Origin of the sequence: Agromyces sp. ISL-38 (assembly GCF_018613935.1) — a bacterium.
In the GTDB taxonomy this organism is placed as follows: Bacteria; Actinomycetota; Actinomycetes; order Actinomycetales; family Microbacteriaceae; genus Agromyces.
On sequence record NZ_JAGGPF010000001.1, the window covers coordinates 199,952 to 216,310 of the forward strand.

Genomic DNA, 16,359 nt, shown 5'->3' on the forward strand with positions numbered 1-16,359 from the left:
GCCCCGGCGCCGCTCCCGCTCCGCTCCCGTGGAGCGACGGGTCCGAATCAACGAGGCCAGGAGGCGTCGATTGACTGGAAGGCCTGCTCCATCGTCTTCTGACCTGCGAACCAGTTGGTCAGCTCGCTCCACTCGGTGCCGGCTCCGACCTCACCCGGCATCTGGTCGGATGCGTCGAACCCGAACAGTGTCGAGTTCTTCAGCAGCTCCTGCGCGTTCTTCTGGAACTCCGTCGTGTAGTTGGACGTGTCGAAGTCGTTGTGCGGGGACAGGAAGATCGCCTGGCTGGCGTATCCGTTGGTGCCGAAGTCCGGCCCCGTGATGTACTCCACCACCTGCTTTGTCGCGTCGGAATCGGTGAAGGCACCGACCAGGTCGCCGCCGCCGAGCATCGCGACGTCCGTGCCATCCGGGGACGGCAGCTGGAAGAAGTTGATGTTCGACAGGTCGTTCTCGGCGATCTGCGCCTTGATGTCATCGGGGAAGAAGTCCGCGATGAACGATCCCTGACGCATCATGAAGCACTGACCGTTCTCTTTGCCGGAGACGAACAGCTGGTTGCCGGCGGTCTGGAACGAGGTTGTCGCCGCGGCCGCGCCGCCACCGTTGACCTTGTCCGGTTCGAGCAGTTCTTGGGCGACCTTGTCACCGGCCTGCGTCACGAGATCGCTCTCGAAGAGGACGTCCCCGGCGATCCACGCGTTGTACTCGTCGAGTCCGCCGTACCGCAGCACGTACTCCTCGAGCCAGTCCGTTGCCGGCCAGCCGGTTCCGGCGCCTGACTCTAGGCCAACGCACCACGGGTAGCCGAGACCGTCGGCGATGATCTTCTCCTGCAGGGCGGTGACCTCCTCGTCCGTCGTGGGCACGGTGAGACCGGCGGACTCGAACGCAGCGGGGTTGTACCAGACCAGTGATTTCACGTTGATCGAATACGGAAGGCCGAACGTCTGCCCGTCCACCTGGGCGATCGTGCCGAGACCGTTGGCCTCATCGGCGGTGATCGCCTCGACGTCGATGCCGAGATCTTCCAGGGGGAACAGGCTCGCGGTTTGGCTCTTGAGCACGCCGGGCTGCGGGTAGATCGCGATGTCGGGCGGATTGCCCGCCGTGGCTCGGGCCACCACCGCCGTCTGGAAGTCGGAGTTTCCGTCATACGCGACCTTGATCCCGGAGGCTTCGCCCCATTTGTCGAGGTCGGCCTGGAAGGCATCCGCCTGCGCGTCGGTGAATGCGCCCATGATGGTGATAGTGGCGTCGTCCCGCTCGTTGTCGTCGCCTGCGGTGCAGCCCACCAGCGCGAGGGCGCCGACCGTAACGGCGGTGAGACCGATCATGCGTCGTCGAAGCATCTTCGCTTCATCCTTTCGTCGGGGATAAGTCCCAAAACGTTTTGTAGCTGTGACTATAATCACCCAAGAGACGCAACCCAAAACCTTTTAGGTCACAGAAACATAACGATGCGACCTGGCCCGAAATGAGACATCATGAGACCCGAATTTCACTTCACGGCGAACGGATGGATCAACGATCCCCATGCCATCACGTTCGCCCGCGGACGTTGTCACCTGTTCTTCCAGCACGTCCCCGGTGTCACAGAGTGGAACCCGGCGTGCTCGTGGGGTCACGCCAGCGGGAATGACCTGTTCTCACTGAGACAACTCCCTCCGGCGCTGAGCCCGGGAGATGGCGATGCCGGAGTCTGGTCAGGGTCATTGATGACCGACGCCGAGGGAAACACGCGAATCCTGTACACCTCCGTCGCCGGCCACGATCCGGCGATCGGGCGCATTCGCAGCGCGACACCGGCAGACGAGGACTGGGTCACGTGGGTGAAGGGGCCGGTGGTGGCATCAGCGCCGCTCAGCGACCAGCGCGTGCTCATGTATCGCGATCCGATGATCGTTCAAGATGGCGACCACTGGCGGATGCTCGTCGGAGCCGGCCTGGCTGACGGCGTGGCCGCCGTGGTCGGGTACTCGTCCTCGGATGGAGTCGAGTGGAACGAAGACGGGATCGTGCTCGCCCGGCCCGCATCCGAGCAGCATCCTGTGTGGACGGGGTCGATGTGGGAATGTCCGCAGATCGTGGAGGTGAATGGGCGGCACGCGCTCATCATCTCGGTGTGGGATTCGAACGTTCTCTACGACGTGGTCTACGCTCTCGGGGACTATGCGGACGGCGTCTTCTCGCCCCAGTCCTGGGCACGCTTGAGCTACGGCCCGTCGCCATACGCTGCGACGGTCTTCCGTGACGCGGAGGACAGGCCCTGCCTCATGTTCTGGCTGCGAGACGTTTCAGGTGACGGATGGGCAGGAGCTCACTCGATCCCCTACCGCATCACGATCACAGACGAGGTCCTCGCATTGGAGCCACACCCGGACCTCACTCAGTACTACGGCCCGGCCCAGCCGGGCGGCATCGCGTCGGACATCACGTGGCCGACCCGTGCAGACGACGTCGTGAAGATCATCCGGGACGGTGCTGTCGTCTTGAAGCTGGAACGCGACAGCCAGGATCTCGTTGTGACGCTGACGGACGCCTCGTACCGTGTTCCGTGGGCCGGTAGCATCCGGGTCGTCGTAGACGGGCCTGTGCTGGAGATCTCCTCTGCCGCGGGAACGTTCGCCTCACCGATTCACCCGTTCGGCAGCGAATGGGACATCGAAGGCGCGGGAGTATCCGCGCGGCGGTTAGAGACCCAGGCCCTTGCCTGAGCGGGGTGAAGTGACCGAATCCCGGATCACCAACTGTCCCGGGATCCGGGTCTCGGTAGACGCATCGGGCGCCCTACCGTCCAGAGTGGCCAAAGCGGACTGAACCGCCCATCGACCCATTTCATAGTGAGGAAGCGAAATGGTGGTGAGACCGGGAAGCAACGCCGCGGCAACCGGCTCGAAGTTGTCCACGCCGATCACCGACAAGTCATCAGGGATGCTCACACCGGCGCGCATCGCCGCCTGATAGATCCCCATGGCCATCGGATCGTTGAAGCAGAACACGGCAGTGATATCTCGCACGTCGGCCGCGAGCATCGCGGCGAACGCTGCACGGCCCGCGGCGGCATCACCCGGGTCGCTCCCACGAAACACACGCGGCTCAAGCCCCGCTGCATGCATCGCTGCGTTATACCCGGCAAGCCGACCGACGCTGCCGCGACCAGACGCCGAGACGGTCAAGTGAGCGATCTTCGTGTGACCAGACGAGATGAGCTTCTCTGTGGCAAGACGCCCGATCTGTTCCTCGTCGGGAACGACCGACGGGATGATCCGCCGAGTGTCAGTCGTGTCCACGAGTACCGCCGGAATACTGTCCAGCTCCCGCGGCAGAGCGGACGGTACCTGGTGAAACATGCGTGCGTAGACGACCGCATCCACCTGTGCGGCCAGGAGCGCCGAAATCTGCTTGGATTCAATCGCCTTGTCTCGGTTCGAGTTCACGACAACGAGGAGCTGATCATTCTCGGCGGCAGCATCCTGAGCGCCTAGCACAACACGCGTCGCGAAGGGGGTCGTCGCGATATCGTCCGATACGAACCCAAGGATCTGTGACCGATGGCTACGAAGCGCGCTGGCGAGACGATTCGGCGAGTACCCCATCTCACTCGCCACCCGCCGCACGCGCTCACGAGTCGATTGAGCCACTTGACCGCGGCCACTCAGGGCATGCGAAACCGTCGTTATCGACACCGACGCCGCGCGCGCGACATCCTCAATACCAACCGGCTTGATCGTGGCACCTTCCCCCGCCATTGGGCTCCCTCACACACTCGTGGCGCCCACTGTAACCCAAAACGTTTCGGATTGTGGCCACGAGAAACACCGGGGCGGTTGCGGTGGAGGTCGGCTCATCCCCGTGACGATCGCTGTCGCAACCATGCCCGATTACGAATCGCGCGTCGTTGGCGTCGATGTCTATGCCGATGGAGACGGCCGCGCGTCGCAGGCGATAGTGCACAGTCGCCGGTGCCCGCCGAGTTGCTCCGCCACCTCGGTGATGCTTCGTAGTCACTTAATAGTCACAATTTCGGCATCACGTTGGTTCACTCGAGTTCACGATCGCCTGTGATCCCGGGGCACGCGAGCCCGGGTGAAGCGGAGTGAATCACTACTGGATATCTTCAGCTTCCCAAGCTGATAGCGCGGGTTCGATTCCCGTCATCCGCTCCTTACGAAGGCCCTGATCAGGTCAGTTTTCTGGCAACAAGAAGCGCTACCGCTTGTAGTTGCGTTGACGGAGATGCTGAGGAACCCCACTCACGATGTCGCGACCGCACACGTTCGCATCTCTGATCAAAGATTTCATCGCCTGTGAGGCCCGCGAGTTTCGATTGCAAACCGACCTTGTGGTCACCTAATAGTCACAAATTCCGACGCGGCCCCACCCGGGCGACGGTCGTAGCGGAATCGTCTGCGGCCCGCTGACCGATCCCCGAACGGTCTACACTGATTCGTAGGTTTGCACCCTTCGTGCTTGCAGTACGCTCAGGGCGCAGCGCCAGGAGGAACGCCATGGATGCCAGAGCGAATTCCGCGCCGTCGGGTGGCCCCACGCCCGGCCAGGTTAGACCCGAAAGGGCGACGGGGAGGCCGGACCGCTGGGCTGCGGTGGCTGGTCTGGTGTTCACCGCCCTGGTTGTGGCCAGCATCTTCACGCCCGCCCCACCCGGTACCAACAGCCCGGCGGAGGACATCGCAGCCCAGCTTGCCGCGGACAGCACCGCCCACCGGCTGTCGCTGCTGCTGGGATTCCTCGCCGACGTCGCCTTCCTGGTATTCCTGGCCGGCCTCTGGAGCAGGCTGCGCCGATGGGAGGGCCCGTCCGGGATGTTCGCCGCGCTGTTCCTCACCGCCGGCGCTGCCGTGGTGGCGCTCATGCTGGTTTCGGGGGGCCTGAACCTGGCGCTCCTCCAGTACGCCTCCGGCGGCCAGCCCGACCCGGCGGCGCTTCTCGCCCTCACCGCCCTCAACGAATGGGTGGGTGCGGCCATTATCCCCGCCAGTGGCGCAATGTTCCTCGGGGCGGCGGTGGCCATCCTGACCACCCGGGCGCTACCGCAGTGGCTGGGCTGGCTGGCTGCCGCCACGGCCCTGCTGCTGCTCATTTCTCTCGTGGGAATATTCCAGACCACCCCCGGGGAAGGCGTGGTCGGCATCGTCGGTTTCGTCGGCTTCCTGCTCTTCATGGTCTGGGTCCTGGCCACGAGCGTCGTGCTGCTGCTCCGGCCCGGCCGGCAGCCGGCCGGTGCATAACGGCACGAAGGCCTGGAACCGCTGTCCGGGTCCGGGCCGGTGTTCATTGGCCGCGGCCGTTCAGTGCATGCGGAATCCCCGGCCCGTTCGCCCATGCCGGGCTGGGGATTCCGCCCTAAAGAACCGGACCTGCCGGGAAGCGGGGCTTTCCTCCTGCCCGGCCTCTTCCGGCTGGTGCGGTGGCGGACCGCGACGCTTGCCATCGATAAGTTGGTGACTCGTTGCGAACCCGGTTGTGGACCCTTCGTAGTCACTTAATAGTCACAATTTCGGCATCACGTTGGTTCACTCGACTTCACACTTCCCCGTGATTCCGGGGCTCGTGAGCCCTGGTGAAGCCGAGTGAATCACTACTGGATATCTTCAGCTTCCCAAGCTGATAGCGCGGGTTCGATTCCCGTCATCCGCTCCAATACTGGGATCGCGGCCGGTCCAGCGTCTCTTTTTCCCGGGTAATACTGGGCCGTGTCTCCATTTCATCTCCGTTTTATTTAATCTCCGTTTTTTGGCGGATGCCGGTTTCACTAATAGTGCCTGCGTGCATACGCCGGGTGTTGGTTCTCTGGTTCCTGGCTCCCGGGATCGTCGCTGGGTGAGCTCTTGATCTCTGTTGGGGAGTGCCATCACTCCCAGCTTTAGCAACTCGGCCTAGTGCTCGAGGAGGCCGCCAACGGGAACTGGCGCAACATGACCGTCGGCAGGCATCCGCTCGTTCAAATTGAGCCCTATCGTGACGAGCGACGAGCGACGCAGGTTCGCGACGTCATCGATCGGAATCCAGGCTGCCGCGACGATCTCATGGTCGGGCTCTGTCCGCAGAACGCCGCCGGTGATCGTGACTCGGTAATAATAGATGCCGACGTTCTGGTGTTCGGGTCCAGGCTGGAGTCGTTCTGATGCCGGGATGATCCGAGAGTCCACGCCGAGCAGTTGCTGGACTGCACCGGAGTAGCCCGTCTCCTCGCACAGCTCGCGAACTGGCGTCTCAATGGGATCCTCACCGCGTTCGACGCCTCCGCCGGGCAGCGTCCAATGATCGGTGCGCGGTGATGAACGAGCAGTACGCGCCCGACGTCGATGCAGACGGCATAGGCAGCGAGCCGAAAGGTCATCGCAGCAGCCTAGAGGTCACAGCTCGAGAACTGCCGATGGATCCCCGTGTGAGTCCGAGCTACTTGCGCGGAGCAAACTCCACCTAGCGAAAGGACGCTCCGTCGCAGCGGGCTCTCGACGCCGCTCCGCAGGGCGACGACTGCTTTTCCGAGTGCACCGCTTCGCCTACCGTTCAACGCCGTCGAGCAGGAGGCGCAGGCCCGCGCGAGCCGGTCGGACGTGAGGCCCTGAGGGCTGGAGCCAGCCCTCGCCCGCCGCTGCGGCCTCGATCGCGGCCTCGTCGATCGCGATTCCCGCCCCGGGTGCCTCACCGAGGACGATGCCGCCGTCGGCGAACTCGTGGTCCACGAGCACGCCGGCCGCGAACCGCACGTCCTGCACCTCGGTCGTGAGGTGGTTCGGCACCGCGGTCATCACGGCCGCGACCGCGGGGTTCGCGTTGTAGCCAACGGGGCTGATCGGCAGGTCGCGTGCGGCGGCGACCGTCGCCAGGCGCAGCAGGTGCGTGACGCCCCACACGGCTCCGGCCTGCACGATGTCGGGCGCCCCGGCATCGAACAACGGGCGGAACTGGTCGACGCCCGTGAGGTTCTCGCCCGTCGCAATGGCCGCACCGACGAGGTTGCTCAGCCGGGCGTGGCCCGCGGCATCCCATCGTCGCAGCGGCTCCTCGACCCAGAGCAGGTCGAGCTCGGCCTCGATGGCGCCCACGTAGCGGGCGGCCTGCTTGACCTGCCAAGACTCGTTGGCGTCGAGCATGAGCCCAGGTCGTTCGGTGTTGCGCCGGAGCACGTCCTGGATGACCCGAAGGCGGCGCAGGTCGGTGTCGAGATCGAACCCGCCCTTGAGCTTGCCCGCGACGTAGCCCCGCTCGGCGAACTCGACATAGAACGCCGCGAGCTCGTCGTCGTCGAGGGCGATGTCGAGCCCCGACGCGTAGGCGGGCACGAACCGGTCGCGTCCGCCCAGCAGGCGCCACAGGGGTTCGCCCGCAGCCTTGGCCTTGATGTCCCACAGCGCCGAGTCGATGGTCGCGAGTCCGCCGTAGGTGGCGCCGGCATGACCCGACTTGAACACCTGCGCCAGCATCCGGTCGAAGAGGGCCGCGACACTGCGCGGGTCTTCTCCCTCGATCGCAGGGAAGAGCCGGTCGACGTCGGCGTGCGAGCCGAGACCGACGCCGGTGATGCCCTCGTCGGTGTCGATGAGCACGATGGGCACCTCGGTGACGGCGTCGGGGATGTGTCCATTGATGTCGCCGACGGCGCGGCCCCAATGGTGGCGGCTCGAGAGGGTGCGATACCCGGTGATCTTCATGTCGTCCTCATCGTCAATCCATGTGCCAGGCGAGGTCCATCTCGCGCCAGAGGGTTCCGGCGGGCGCCGCACCGAACGGGACCTGGCAGGGGTTCGTGTGGCTCCACCATTCGCGGCTCGTCGGATCAGCCTGGATGCGCGCCATGTCGGCGTCGTAGTCCTCGCCGACGTATTCGTAGGTGCCGAACAGCACGTCGTCGATGATGAAGATCGAGTAGTTGCGGATGTTGCTCTCGCGCATCGCCTGCTCGACCCGCGGCCACACCGCGCGGTGCAGCTCGAGGTACTCCTCGCGCTTCTCGGGTCGCACGCCGACCACGAATCCGTGACGGGTCATTCCTTCGTCCCTCCCGCAGTCATGCCCTCGACGAGGAATCGTTGGGCGAACAGGAAGATGATCAGGATCGGCGCGACCGAGAGCAGCGTCGCGAGCGCGAGCGTCGGCAGCTGGATGACGATGCTCGTCGCGGTCGTCGGGTTGAAGGCCGGCACGTTCGCGAGCAGGTTCGAGAGCCCCACCTGCACGGGGATCTTCTGGCCGCCGACCACGAGGAACGGCAGGAAGTAGTTGTTCCAGTTGCCCACGAAGCTGAAGAACCCGACGAGCGCGATCACCGGCGTCGCAAGCGGCATCGCCACCTGCCCGAACACCCGCAGTTCACCGGCGCCGTCGATGCGGGCCGCGTTGAGCAGGTCGCGCGAGACGGCGGTCGAGAAGTAGATGTACGTCAGGTACACGCCGAACGGGAAGAAGGAGAACGGCAGGATGACCGCGAGCGGGCTTCCGATGAGCTTCGCGGCGCTCAGCTCGAGGAAGATCGGCAGCACGAGCGCGGTGTTGGGGATGAGCATCACGATGAGGGTCGTGACGAGCAGCAGCCTGCGGCCCTTGAACTCGATGAGCGCGAGTGCGTAGCCCGCTGGGATGCTCACGAGCAGGGTGATGCCGAGCGCGGCGAACGAGTAGAACGCCGAGTTGCCGAGCCAGGTGGCGAAGACCCCGCCGCCGAAGGCGAACAGCTCGTTCCAGTTGGCCGCCAGTTGGTCGAGGCTTCCGACGCTGAACGGCCCGCTGAGGAGCAGCTCGTTGTTGGTCTTCGTCGGGGCGAGGATCAGCCAGATGATCGGGAGGATGAAGAAGGCCGTGAACACGGCGAGCACGACCGCTACGACCGCCCGCCCGATCCACTGACCGGGGGTGAGCGTGGCCCGCCGCCTGCGGGTGGTGTGATCAGTCACGTTCGAACAGCCTTCCGCGGAAGATGAAGACGGTGGACAGGCCGAGCGCGACCACGAGCAGCGTGATCGAGATCGCGGCGGATCCCGAGAAGTCGTTCTGCCGGAACGCATACAGGTAGGCCAGTTGGTTGAGCGAGTAGTCCTCAGGCACCACGTTCTTGGTCGCCTGGGCGAGGACCTTCGGCTCGACGAACAGCTGGGTGCCGGCAGCCAGCGACATGATGCCCATGTAGCTGATCCACTTGGCAAGCATCGGCAGTTGGATGTGCCACGCGGTCTGCACGTGCGAGGCGCCGTCGATGCGGGCGGCCTCCATCACGTCGGTGCTGATGTTGTTGAGCGCGCCGTACATGATCACGATCCAGCCACCCGCGCCCGCCCAGAAGGCGATCGCCGTGAACACGACGGGCAGGTTTCCCACGGCGACGACGTTCACGAGGGACTCGTAGCCCATGGCGTGCAGCAGGCCCGAGACGGGACTCACGGTGGGATCGAGCACGAAGAGCCAGAGCAGCACGCTCGAAGCGCCGGCGATGGCGCCGGGGATGTAGAAGAGGAACCTGGCGCTGTTGCCGAGCCAGCGGACCCGAATGCCATGCACGACGATCGCGAGGATCACGACGAAGACGATGAGGCTCACGAGCCAGAAGAGCACGTACAGCGCGACGTGGGCCACGGCCGGCAGGAACCGGTAGTCGTTGAAGACTCGCACGAAGTTGTCGACGCCGACGAACGCGCCGTTGCGCGTGAACGCGAGGTACACGGCGTAGAGGGTGGGGAGCAGCCCGAAGGCGATCAGCAGGAGCGTGTAGCCGCTGACGAACAGGTAGCCGTAGCGCGACTGGCCCGAGTTGAGCTTCGTGCCGCGCCGGCCGGCCGGCCGGCGCCGCCCCGTGGGGACGACGCCGGCGGGAGCCGGGGGTGAGATGACGGTCATGATCACTTGACGGTGTAGCCGTTGACCGTCGCCTCGTTCTCGAGCTCCTTCTGCCAGGCGGGCAGGAGGGATTCGACGGTCTCACCGGCGGCGATGCCCGGGATGACGACCTTCGCCCAGGCAGTCTCGGGGCTCCAGTTCGTGACGTTCCAGCCGTCCCAGACCTGCGTTGCGGCGTCGCTCATGACGGTCTGGAAGTCGTCGTTCACGAAGTAGCCGGCCTCGGCCTGCTTGGCGAGCCACTTGGTGGCGGCATCCGTGTAGGCCGGGTAGCCCGAGGAGGCGTCGACCTGGAACTCGTCGGCGCTCGTCACGAACTCGAGGAAGGTCTTGACGGCCTCGAGGTTCTTCGAGTGGCTCGACGCGTACCACTGGCCACCGCCGACGTTGCCGGCCGCCACGTCGCCGCCCTCCCACGTGAGCGGCGGCGCGACGCCGATCTGACCGGCGGGAACGGCGAGGCCGCCCTGGAAGATGGCCCCCGTGTACCAGACCGGTCCCGGCACGCCGACGAGCTTGTCGGCGTACTTGGCCGCGAAGTCGGCACTGAAGAAGCTGTCCTGCACGAGCGTGCCGTTCGCGAGCATGCCGTCGATGATCTTCGAGATCTTCTGCGCGTGCTCGTCGCTCACGTCGGAGTGGAACACCCCGGGCTCAGGGGACTGGAACACCGGCGACTCGGATCCGCCGTAGTAGACGTAGGTCATGAAGGTGTCGCCCATGGTGCCGAGGATGTAACCGGGGTGCTCGGCGGCGAGCTTGTCGCCGAGCTCGGCGTACTCTTCCCACGTGGTGGGAACCTCGTAGCCGAACTCGTCGAGGAGCGCCTGGTTGTAGTAGAAGACGGTCTGGGCGAGGTCGTTGCGCAGGGCATAGACCGTGCCGTCGATCGTGGCGTAGTCGAGTGCGCCGTCGGCGAAACCGTCGAGGAAGTCCTGGTCGAAGAGTCCCTTGTTGAGCGGGGCCGCAAAGCCCTGCTCGCCGTTCGCGGTCTGCTTCGAGGCCCAGATCGCATCGTTCTGCTGGGTGGAGAAGACGACGTCGGGCCAGCCTTCGCCGGCCTGGTCCATGAGGGCGATCTTGCTCTGGAAGCTTCCGCTGCCGCCCGACGAGCCGTCGTAGGTCTCGTACGAGATCTTGATGTCGGGGTAGGCCTTCTCGAAGGCGGTGACGGCGGGCTCACGAGACGCATCGACCCACACGGTGATCTCGCTGTCCTTGACCTGCTCGGCCTGGGTGAAGCCGTACGTGCTGTCACCCCCGCCCGCGTCGCTCGGGGAGCACCCGCTGAGCGCGAGGAGCCCGCCGGCCGCAAGTGCGGCCACGGAGAGGAGCCGAATGGAACGGCGCCGGGGGGACATTGGCTGTGACATCTCGCAACTTCTTTCTGGTCGGCGTCTCTGACGACAAAGCACCCTTGGGAGCAAGAGTGATTACATCATACATGTGATGTAATCTGCAAGAGGACATGGATGAGGAGCGAAGAGTGAACATCATAGGTGTGACATCATGCTCGCTAGGCTGTGCGCATGTCTCCTGAATCGAGCGCGTCTGACGAGGCCGTCCAGCCGGGTTGGTCGCCATCGATGGCCACGCGGGCGCGCTCGCCGAGGCTCGGGGTGACGGTGGTCGCCGAGCTCGTCGACGCGATCGTGCGCGGCGACATCCCGACCGGGGGAACGCTCCCTCCTGAGGCGGTGCTCTGCGAGCAGTTCGGCGTCAGTCGAACGGTCATCCGAGAGTCGGTGAAGCGGCTCGAGGAGAAGGGGCTCGTCACCGTGGCGCAAGGCCGTGGCACCCAGGTGACCCCATCCGGCTCATGGAACATGCTCGACGCGACCGTGCTCTCCGCCCTCGTGGCGAACGACGCGACGCTCGGCGTGCTCGACGATCTGACCGAGGTGCGCGCCGCGCTCGAAGCGATCATCGCGAAGGATGCCGCGGAATCGCGCACGGAACAGCAGCTCGAGCGTCTGCGCAACGCCCTCCAGCTCATGCGCGACACGATCGGCGACGAGCCGGCGTTCGGCGAGGCCGACGTGGTGTTCCACGCCGTTGTCGGCGAGATGACCGACAATCTCCTCGCCGACAACATCGTCAAGACGCTCTTCTACCAGGCACGGCTCAGCGCCCGGTTCAGCAGGCACAGTGAGCTCGAGCTCACCCTCGACGAACACGAGGCGGTGTTCGCTGCCATCGAGGCGGCCGATCCCGATGCCGCCGAGGCTGCCATGCGTGCGCACATCGTCGACGCGTGGGAGCGCCGCCGACCGCCGAACCCCCGGCGGAAGGACGGCTGATAGCGCGGGTTTGATTCCCGTCATGGTACGTTCAGCACCAACCAACGCTGGGGGGCGTACGTGCGAGCAGCGGGCCGGGTGCGACGCATGGTCGGCACGGTGATCGTCGCGGCCACGATCGCGGCGGTGAGCGCGTGCGCCTCACCCGCGCCGCCGGCGGTACCGCAGTCAACCGGCACGCCGATTCCGGTGCCAGCGGACAGTGCCGCGGTCGGACTGCCGAAGGACATGTACCTCCACCTCGGCGCTCCGACCGAGTGGTGGTGGAATATCGGAACGCTCCGGGCGGGCGACCGGGAGTTCGGCTTCGAGATCAACGCGGCCGCGTTCCCGATCAACGGCTGGGCCTTCACCCAGGTGATGCTCACCGATGTGCAGAACGGGAAGCACTACCAGGCGACCACCGTCTACCTCCCCCCGAAGTCATGGGACCCGCAACACTGGGCCGAGTCGGACCCGACGAAGGACTGGTTCGCCCGCCTCGGCGACTCGGCGAGCCAGCTCGGCAGCATCGTCGTCACCGACCCCGGCACCGGGTACACGAGCGCGCCGAAGGTGACGATCCGCGGCGGCGGCGGTACCGGGGCATCCGCGATCGCCACACTCGGCACCGACGGCGGGGTGGGCGTCGTGCTGGTGAGCGACCCTGGCACGGGCTACACCTCGACGCCCGAGATCCTGATCGGCGGCGACGGGACCGGCGCGAAGGCCGTTGCCGCCCCCTCGTACGTCTCGATGTCGGCGCCGGGCGAGGACCCGACGCAGGGGCTGCACATAGAGGCAGTCATGGCGGACGAGGTGACGCTGACGCCGGTGCAGTTCGACCTGACGGAGACGCAACAGGGCAGCCCGTTCACCGTATGGGGCACCGGTGTGAACTCGACTGATCACGCGCTCGATCTGCAGCACAAGAACTACTACTTCTCGCTCACGCACCTGCAGACGACCGGCACGATCACGCTCGACGGAGAGAAGATCCCCGTCACCGGCGAGACCTGGATGGACCACGAATACGGCGCGTTCGGAGACTCGGCGAACCCGGTCAAATGGAACCTCACCGACCAGCAGCTCGACAACGGCTGGACCCTGCAGAACTACTTCCTCTCGAAGGCCGGCGAGGATCCTCCCACGGATGTCGCGGTCCCGTCGTTCTCGACAGTGCAGAGCCCCGACGGGCAGATGTACTACGTCGCGAGCACGATGACGCCGCTCGCGCCGACGTGGACGAGCCAGGTCACGGGGGAGACGTACTACACGGGCGTCCGGGTGCAGATCCCGCTCTTCGACGCGGACTTCACCGTGACGGCGCCGGTCGCCGACCAGGAGTTCCCGACGCAGGGCGCACCCGTATACGAGGGCATCGGCTCGGTGGACGGCACGTTCCAGGGCGAGCCCGTCACGGGCGACGGGTGGATCGAGCAGGCGCACTGAGTCGAGCCGGTGCCCACCGTCGAGCGAGGTTGCTCAGCGGAGCATCCCGAACCACGGCCCCCACAGCGCCAGGCCGGACACCGTGAGCCACACCATGATGGCCATCGGTACGAGCGCGACGTAGCCGAGGACGATCGCGGTGATCGACAGGCCGCGCCCCGCGCCGCTGTGCCGACGGGCCTGCGCGAACCCGAAGTGCCCGAGCGCGATCGCGAGCACGACGACGATCAGCCAGAGCGCGGGCGCGGCAATGAGGATCCCCTGGATCACCGCGAACACCATCGCGTCGGGAAGGGCCTTGCCGAGCAGGAAGGTCGCGAAACCCGCGATTGCCAGCAGCCCCAGCACGAACGCAGCGACCGCAGTGGGGTTGCGCCGTTCGCCGCTCGGCGCGATTCCCACGAGAGTCGTCATGTGGGCACCATAACCGATCGGCGCTGGAACACTGCGATAATCGACCCACCCGAGTTCACCCGCGCCAGTCGCGGGCGACGACGCTGGAGTCGTGATGATCAGAGAGCCGCGAAGCGCGTTCGTCGGTCGCCATCGCGAGTTGGAGGCTCTCCAGTCGCTCCTCGACGCATCTTCGCTCGTGACCCTCACGGGCGTCGGCGGTGCAGGCAAGACCCGGCTCGCGATGCGCGCGGCGAACCGGTACGCGGAACACGAGGGCATCGACTGCTGGTTCGTCCCGCTCGAGTCCGTGCAAGATCCGCAACGCGTGCCGCTCGCGGTGGTGCGCGCCCTTCCGCTCGCGGACCAATCGGGGCGCGATCCGCTCGAGGTCGTCGTCGCCGCGCTTCGCGACACACCCGCGATCCTGGTCCTCGACAATTGCGAGCAGATCATCGATGCCGCCGCCTCGTTCACCGACGAACTTCTGCTCGCGCTCCCGAAACTCACCGTGCTCGCGACGAGCCGTCGTCCGCTCGAGCTCGACGGCGAACTCGTCTACGCGGTGCCGCCGCTGTCGATGGAGGCCGCGTCGGAGGGGCCGTCCGAGGCGGTGTCCCTCCTCGTGGCCCGAGCACGTGCCGCCGACGCCGCCTTCGAGCTCGGTCCGACCGAGGAGGAGTCCGCCGCCGAGCTGTGCCGATCCCTCGATGGGCTGCCGCTCGCGATCGAACTTGCCGCGACGCGGCTGCGGACCCTCTCGATCGCGGAGCTCGCGAGCGGTCTCTCCTCCCGGTTCACGCTTCTTCGCAGCGGCTCCCGCAGCGCCGTCGGGCGTCAACGCACCCTGCGGGCGGTGGTCGACTGGAGCTACGAGCTGTGCTCGCCCGAGCAGCGCGAACTCTGGTGCGCGCTCGCGGTCTTCTCCGGCCCGTTCGACCTCGAGGCCGCTGCGGCGGTCGGGGGCTACACGATCGAGGACATCGTCGATCCACTCGACGCGCTCGTCGCGCAGTCCGTCGTCGAGGCGGACCATGAGACCGGTCGATTCCGGATGCTCGAGACGATCCGCGGGTATGGACGGGAGCGCGCCGAGGAGGAGGGGCGGTCGCCTGTGCTGACCCGACGACACCTCGACCACTTCGCGTCAGTCGCGGCGAGTTCGCGAGTGGACTGGTACGGCCCGGGGCAGACCGCGGTACTCGCGCGACTGCGCGCCGACCGGGCCGAATTGCAGTCCGCTCTCAGCGTGGCCACCGCGATGGCCACCGACACGGCCCTCGCCCTGTTCTCCGATCTCTGCTACCACTGGGCGGTCGGCGGGTTCATCCCCGAGGGTCGCGGCTGGGCGACCCGCGTGCTCGCCCTGCCGGGAGGGTCCGCCACCCACCGGGTTCCAGCTCTCATCAACGCCGCCTGGCTGTGCCTGCTGCAAGGCGACCTCGACGAAGCCGCGGCGAGACTCGACGAGGCGGACAGCCAGAGGCAGGGCGCCTCGTTCTCAACGGACCGGGCCGCCACGATCCGCGTCGAGCTCCACCGCTGGCGCGGCACGCACGCGATGTTCTCCGGCCGGCCGCGGGATGCCGTCGGCGAGTTCGAAGCGTCGATCCGCGCCGCTCAGGAGTGCGGCCATCCCGAGGAGGCTCTCCTCGCGCAGTTCCAGCTCACCACGGCGCTGAGCCATCTCCGCGAGCCCGACGCGGCCCGAGCCGGGAGGGACGCGCTCGCCTACGCCGAGTCCGTGGACGAGACTTGGATGCGCGCGCACGCGCTGTGGTCCCTCAGCCTCGCTGCGTTCGTCGAGCGTGATCTGGATGCCGCGGAGCGCTTCGCGCGGAAGGCCATCGTGACCGATCGCGGTTTCGATGATCCCGTCGGCGAGTGCCTCATGCTCGAGGTGCTCAGCTGGGTCGGCGCAGAGCGCGGCCTGGCGGATCGGGCCGCGATCCTGCTGGGGGCGACTGATGCCCGCTGGCAGCTCATCGGGTCGGCGATCACGGTGCACGGGCCGCAGCTCGCGGCTCATCACGATCGATGCGTCGATGAACTCCGGCGGCGGCTCGGCCCCCAGCGGTACGACAAGCTCGTCGGTGCCGGCGGACACCTCGACTCCGACGAGGCGGTCGCGTTCGCCCTCGAGCCGAAGGCCACGGTCGCCGGCGGGCTCAGCGCGCGGGAGCGCGAGGTGGCGATGCGCATCCATCGCGGGATGAGCAACCGCGAGATCGCCGGGGAACTCGTGCTCTCGGTGCGCACCGTCGACACTCACGTGCAGCGCATCCTCGGCAAGCTCGGCTTCTCGTCGCGCGCTCAGATCGCGGCCTGGTACGAGGCGACGTTCGCGTCCGCGTCGCCGATTACGTAGTCCTACGGA

General features: G+C 66.4%; 14 protein-coding genes and 1 tRNA gene. 6 read left to right on the forward strand and 9 right to left on the reverse strand.

Annotated features, from left to right (window positions below):
• Nucleotides 1-47: 47 nt before the first annotated feature.
• Nucleotides 48-1,433 carry an ABC transporter substrate-binding protein gene (locus J7E25_RS00935; protein ID WP_214867073.1) on the reverse strand — a complete coding sequence of 462 codons (1,386 nt, stop codon included), beginning with the start codon at nucleotides 1,431-1,433 and terminating at the stop codon, nucleotides 48-50.
• Nucleotides 1,434-1,487: 54 nt separating this feature from the next.
• On the opposite strand from J7E25_RS00935, the gene J7E25_RS00940 reads away from it, so the two are divergent.
• Nucleotides 1,488-2,717, forward strand: a complete 1,230-nt coding sequence (locus J7E25_RS00940; RefSeq protein WP_214867075.1) for a glycoside hydrolase family 32 protein — start codon at nucleotides 1,488-1,490, stop codon at nucleotides 2,715-2,717.
• On the opposite strand, the gene J7E25_RS00945 is transcribed toward J7E25_RS00940, so the two are convergent.
• Entirely contained in the window at nucleotides 2,694-3,752 is a 1,059-nt protein-coding gene (locus J7E25_RS00945; protein ID WP_214867077.1) for a LacI family DNA-binding transcriptional regulator, read from the reverse strand. The genes J7E25_RS00940 and J7E25_RS00945 overlap by 24 nt on opposite strands.
• Nucleotides 3,753-4,094: 342 nt before the next feature.
• On the opposite strand from J7E25_RS00945, the gene J7E25_RS00950 reads away from it, so the two are divergent.
• Both J7E25_RS00950 and J7E25_RS00955 read left to right on the forward strand, forming a co-directional pair.
• A tRNA-Gly gene (locus tag J7E25_RS00950) sits at nucleotides 4,095-4,166 on the forward strand.
• A 453-nt stretch (nucleotides 4,167-4,619) separates the two neighbouring features.
• Nucleotides 4,620-5,252, forward strand: a complete 633-nt coding sequence (locus J7E25_RS00955) for a DUF4386 family protein (protein WP_214867079.1) — start codon at nucleotides 4,620-4,622, stop codon at nucleotides 5,250-5,252.
• A gap of 648 nt (nucleotides 5,253-5,900) precedes the next feature.
• Here J7E25_RS00955 and J7E25_RS18405 read toward each other — a convergent pair.
• The 6 genes from J7E25_RS18405 to J7E25_RS00985 form a co-directional block, all read right to left on the reverse strand.
• Nucleotides 5,901-6,335 carry an NUDIX domain-containing protein gene (locus J7E25_RS18405; RefSeq protein WP_214867791.1) on the reverse strand — a complete coding sequence of 145 codons (435 nt, stop codon included), beginning with the start codon at nucleotides 6,333-6,335 and terminating at the stop codon, nucleotides 5,901-5,903.
• 195 nt (nucleotides 6,336-6,530) lie between these two features.
• The gene (locus tag J7E25_RS00965; RefSeq protein WP_214867081.1) at nucleotides 6,531-7,682 is read right to left on the reverse strand and encodes a mandelate racemase/muconate lactonizing enzyme family protein; all 1,152 of its coding nucleotides are present in this window, start codon (nucleotides 7,680-7,682) and stop codon (nucleotides 6,531-6,533) included.
• 13 nt (nucleotides 7,683-7,695) lie between these two features.
• Nucleotides 7,696-8,019, reverse strand: coding sequence for an L-rhamnose mutarotase (locus tag J7E25_RS00970; protein WP_214867083.1), 324 nt, complete (start codon nucleotides 8,017-8,019; stop codon nucleotides 7,696-7,698).
• Entirely contained in the window at nucleotides 8,016-8,921 is a 906-nt protein-coding gene (locus J7E25_RS18235) for a carbohydrate ABC transporter permease (protein WP_308164281.1), read from the reverse strand. The genes J7E25_RS00970 and J7E25_RS18235 overlap by 4 nt, the downstream gene beginning before the upstream one ends.
• Nucleotides 8,914-9,858, reverse strand: a complete 945-nt coding sequence (locus J7E25_RS00980; protein ID WP_214867087.1) for a carbohydrate ABC transporter permease — start codon at nucleotides 9,856-9,858, stop codon at nucleotides 8,914-8,916. The genes J7E25_RS18235 and J7E25_RS00980 overlap by 8 nt, the downstream gene beginning before the upstream one ends.
• 2 nt (nucleotides 9,859-9,860) lie before the next feature.
• The gene (locus J7E25_RS00985; protein WP_308164282.1) at nucleotides 9,861-11,183 is read right to left on the reverse strand and encodes an extracellular solute-binding protein; all 1,323 of its coding nucleotides are present in this window, start codon (nucleotides 11,181-11,183) and stop codon (nucleotides 9,861-9,863) included.
• A 204-nt stretch (nucleotides 11,184-11,387) separates the two neighbouring features.
• On the opposite strand from J7E25_RS00985, the gene J7E25_RS00990 reads away from it, so the two are divergent.
• Both J7E25_RS00990 and J7E25_RS00995 read left to right on the forward strand, forming a co-directional pair.
• Nucleotides 11,388-12,158, forward strand: coding sequence for a FadR/GntR family transcriptional regulator (locus tag J7E25_RS00990; RefSeq protein ID WP_251038688.1), 771 nt, complete (start codon nucleotides 11,388-11,390; stop codon nucleotides 12,156-12,158).
• 87 nt (nucleotides 12,159-12,245) lie between these two features.
• Nucleotides 12,246-13,589, forward strand: a complete 1,344-nt coding sequence (locus J7E25_RS00995) for a lipocalin-like domain-containing protein (protein WP_251038721.1) — start codon at nucleotides 12,246-12,248, stop codon at nucleotides 13,587-13,589.
• Between the two features lie 33 nt (nucleotides 13,590-13,622).
• On the opposite strand, the gene J7E25_RS01000 is transcribed toward J7E25_RS00995, so the two are convergent.
• Entirely contained in the window at nucleotides 13,623-14,003 is a 381-nt protein-coding gene (locus J7E25_RS01000) for a hypothetical protein (protein WP_214867093.1), read from the reverse strand.
• A 94-nt stretch (nucleotides 14,004-14,097) separates the two neighbouring features.
• Here J7E25_RS01000 and J7E25_RS01005 point away from each other — a divergent pair, with 94 nt between their 5' ends.
• Nucleotides 14,098-16,350, forward strand: coding sequence for a LuxR C-terminal-related transcriptional regulator (locus J7E25_RS01005; RefSeq protein ID WP_251038722.1), 2,253 nt, complete (start codon nucleotides 14,098-14,100; stop codon nucleotides 16,348-16,350).
• Nucleotides 16,351-16,359 lie beyond the last annotated feature (9 nt).

What these genes read in the sequence shown, in the direction of transcription:
- J7E25_RS00945 (WP_214867077.1), bottom strand. Translation starts at nt 3,752, where the DNA reads ATGGCGGGGGAAGGTGCCACGATCAAGCCGGTTGGTATTGAGGATGTC.
- J7E25_RS00995 (WP_251038721.1), top strand. Translation starts at nt 12,246, where the DNA reads ATGGTCGGCACGGTGATCGTCGCGGCCACGATCGCGGCGGTGAGCGCG.
- J7E25_RS00980 (WP_214867087.1), bottom strand. Translation starts at nt 9,858, where the DNA reads ATGACCGTCATCTCACCCCCGGCTCCCGCCGGCGTCGTCCCCACGGGG.
- J7E25_RS00990 (WP_251038688.1), top strand. Translation starts at nt 11,388, where the DNA reads ATGTCTCCTGAATCGAGCGCGTCTGACGAGGCCGTCCAGCCGGGTTGG.
- J7E25_RS00970 (WP_214867083.1), bottom strand. Translation starts at nt 8,019, where the DNA reads ATGACCCGTCACGGATTCGTGGTCGGCGTGCGACCCGAGAAGCGCGAG.
- J7E25_RS01005 (WP_251038722.1), top strand. Translation starts at nt 14,098, where the DNA reads ATGATCAGAGAGCCGCGAAGCGCGTTCGTCGGTCGCCATCGCGAGTTG.
- J7E25_RS01000 (WP_214867093.1), bottom strand. Translation starts at nt 14,003, where the DNA reads ATGACGACTCTCGTGGGAATCGCGCCGAGCGGCGAACGGCGCAACCCC.
- J7E25_RS00940 (WP_214867075.1), top strand. Translation starts at nt 1,488, where the DNA reads ATGAGACCCGAATTTCACTTCACGGCGAACGGATGGATCAACGATCCC.
- J7E25_RS00965 (WP_214867081.1), bottom strand. Translation starts at nt 7,682, where the DNA reads ATGAAGATCACCGGGTATCGCACCCTCTCGAGCCGCCACCATTGGGGC.